Source organism: Endozoicomonas sp. SESOKO4 (genome assembly GCF_024606275.1).
Genome location: NZ_JAHHPS010000206.1, coordinates 1 through 3,435, shown reverse-complemented (window position 1 = coordinate 3,435; position 3,435 = coordinate 1). Strand labels below are relative to the sequence as shown.

Genomic DNA, 3,435 nt, shown 5'->3' with positions numbered 1-3,435 from the left:
AAGAAGGACAGCCACTTCAGTCGGGTACTGTTCTAAAAAATCCCGAGTTTGCCAGGACACTCAGGCTTATTGCCAGCAAGGGCTCAAAAGCCTTCTATAAGGGGGAGTTGGCGGAAAGAATTGTCAGAACAGTCAGAGAGGCCAGGGGTAATCCCGGAGCGCTTTCAAAGAAGGATCTGAAAAACTATCAGGTAAAAGAGCGTGCGCCGGTGTGCTCAGCCTATCGCCAATACTCTGTCTGCGGCATGGGGCCGCCCAGCTCAGGCGCAACCACAGTGGGACAAATTCTGGGCATTCTGCAGTCTTATGATCTGGCCAGCCTGGGGTCGGATAATCCGGAGTCCTGGCGTCTGTTTGCCGGTGCTTCAAGACTGGCTTTTGCCGACAGGGCCCGTTATCTGGCTGACAGTGACTATGTTCCCGTGCCTGTCCAGGGACTTCTGAATAGTCAATATCTGGCAGACCGGGCTAAACAGCTTCAGTCAGATCAGGCCCTGAAGACCGTTAAAGCGGGTAAACCCACCTGGCAGCATGCTTCACTTAGGGCGGATGATCAGTCCATTGAACTGCCTTCTACCAGCCATATTTCCATTGTCGATGCCGAGGGTAATGCGCTGTCCATGACGACGACGATTGAGAACGGTTTCGGTTCTCGTTTGATGGTGGGCGGTTTCCTGCTGAATAATGAAATGACTGACTTTTCTTTTGCCAGTCATGAGGGTGGTACGCCCATTGCCAATCGTGTTGAACCTGGTAAAAGACCAAGGTCTTCTATGGCCCCCACGATTGTTATGGATAAAAAGGGTCAGCCTTATATGGTGATTGGCTCACCCGGCGGCAGTCGTATCATTAGTTATGTTGCCAAAACCCTGATAGCCCATATTGACTGGGGAATGGATATCCAGAAAGCCATTGCTCTGCCTCATAAGCTGAATCCGTCTGGCGTTTATGAGCTTGAGCAGGATACCGAAGCAGAGCGTCTGAAGCCTGCATTGGAAAAGCTCGGCTATTCCATCAAGGTGCGGGAACTCAACAGTGGCCTGCATGGCATTGTGATCACGGAAAAAGGCCTTGAGGGCGGTGCTGACCCCCGTCGTGAGGGGGTGGCGATGGGCATTTGAATGCTATTTGCAGCCATTATTGAGGCCAGGGCTAAACAAAAAAAAGCGTAGCCGGTATAAGACGTGTGCGGAACTGGTGAAATTTTGAATGGTATTACTCGACACCTACATTGATCCTCAATTCGCGTAAGACCCACCAAAACAGGTGGGGGATGTCAGCGAGGCTTGCGGAGAGCCAACCCGTGAACTACCTTTCCTCTGTCTCTTTTAGACTTACCTTGGAGCTTACGTGATGTTAGGTCTGCGGAGTCTGTGAGACTTGGGGAGTTTAGGGCTGGGCGCCCCCGGCTAGGCGCCCTCGCTTGTTCCCCGAGCAACAAACTGTGAAACAGGAGCCTGTTGGGTGACTAATTGGAATCGCCTGCCTGTTTAGTTACGCATCGTGCACGTCTGGCAAAGGTCATGATATGTTTGTAACTCTTATTCCACCAGTGTTTGGAGTTCTTGCACCATCAACATATTTTCGCCCACCCTATCTGGTCTGGGGCAATTATCCGATACAGAGTCAGCAGCAAATAAGTTTTTGTAACAGATTTGATTGGCTGGATCAGTGCTCCGGAATTTTTATTCACGGAATTAAATTTACAACGAGCGCGGGTGATGTTTTCTGGGGGTTTGATTCATACTTGTTCCGTGAGCATGTGCTACTGGATTGGCTAGTGAATATTATTCCATTAGCGTCCTTTTCTTATGGGTTCTAATGTCCAATGATTGCTATCAGCTCTCGTCAGGGGGCTCGTCCGCTGTATAACCAGTACCCATGAAAACTTCACAATCCAAATCATCGGCACAGGTGAAATCATTGCTCTTTCAGATAGCCATTTTCAGCCTCCCAGCCACAATACCTGATAAGGCTTGAGTTGAAGGTCCTGTACCACGGCACCGCCCAGTAAATCGAACCAGCCGACATAGTCTGGCTGGTTCAATGTTTGATGAGCCGATGTCAGGTTGTGTATAGCCACCAGTTTCCGGCGGCCACAGGGCGATGTACGCATGAATGCAAAAATGCCCGGTTCCATATTCAGAATGGTTTGTGAGGCATTGGGATGAAAGCAGGGTTCCTGTTTACGAACTCTGAGATGACTCAGCAGCGATTGGAACACCAGCGACGGTATTGAAACAGGGCTTTCCAAGTCTGGCAATAATTCTTCCAGTAACCACCTGCGACGATTGATAGAGCGGGTTCTGCCGCTGCTCTCTACGCCTGCCAGATCATTAGGCGTGGCAAACAGACTGTGTATATACATAGCAGGTATTCCGCGCATCCCCAGCATGATGAGCTGAGAGCAAATAAATCGCTGTACCTGCCACTGATCCTCGCCTCGTCTGGTCCCTTTCATGGCATCAAACAGGGCAATATTGATCTCATAAGGTGATTCCGTATTGTCTGAAAGGGTGCGCATACTGACGAACCCCCCAAAACGGTGCATGCTGTCGATCAGCTCTGAAACTTCATTCTCCGGGATCAACCCCTTCAGCGGACGCAGGCCTATGCCATCATGGGATGCAGTAAAGTTCAGGACGGTGCAACTCTCTGGATAATCAGGCAGGTCACTGGCCCATTGCACAAGGTATTTCTCAGTGCCCCGATTGAGTGCGTGCAGTATCAGGGGCGGCAGAGCAAATTGATACACCATGTGAGCCTCGTCCTGTTCCCCGAAATAACTGATGTTCTCTTCATGAGGGACATTGGTTTCGGTCAGAAGTGTGCTGCCGGGGCAGGCTTTCTCCATGATCAGTCGGAACAGTTTCACGATAGCATGGGTCTCGGGCAGGCTTATGCAATGAGTGCCCGGTTTCTTCCACAGAAAAGCGACGGCATCCAGCCTTATGACTCTGGAGCCGCGGGCCAGATAAAAGAGCAGGATATCCACCATCTGGATCAGCACATCGGGATTTTTAAAATTCAGATCCATCTGATCTTCACTGAAAGTGGCCCAGACGTGCTTCAGCCCTCGTCTTGTATGAATAGGCACCAGCAGGGGGGAGTTCCTTGGGCGGGTCACTGCACTGAGGTCTGTATCCGGATCTTCTTCAATAAAGTAATCCCGGCCGGGCTGATGGCCACTGACAAAGTCGGCAAACCAGAGACTTTCCCGGGATACATGGTTAATGACCAGGTCCGACATCAGCTGATAGTCAGCGGCGATGGCTTCAATATCCTGCCAGCTGCCCAGCTGTTCGTTGACCGACAGGTAATCAATCACAGAAAAACCATCATCCGAGCTAAAGGGAAAGTAGGGAAGAATATGAAGGGTATTAATAACCCCGTTCAGATGGCCATCAAGAAATCGCTTCTTCATCGCCTTTTTGC

The 3,435-nt window shown here is 50.5% G+C and carries 2 protein-coding genes; one reads left to right on the top strand and one right to left on the bottom strand.

Annotation, left to right across the window (positions count from 1 at the left end; genetic code table 11):
• Positions 1–1,121, top strand: a 1,121-nt coding sequence (locus KDK16_RS04010) for a gamma-glutamyltransferase family protein (protein WP_257274771.1), incomplete at its 5' end; no start/stop codon positions are given.
• 824 nt (positions 1,122–1,945) lie between these two features.
• On the opposite strand, the gene KDK16_RS04005 is transcribed toward KDK16_RS04010, so the two are convergent.
• Positions 1,946–3,435, bottom strand: a 1,490-nt coding sequence (locus KDK16_RS04005; protein ID WP_257274770.1) for a sugar phosphorylase, incomplete at its 5' end; no start/stop codon positions are given.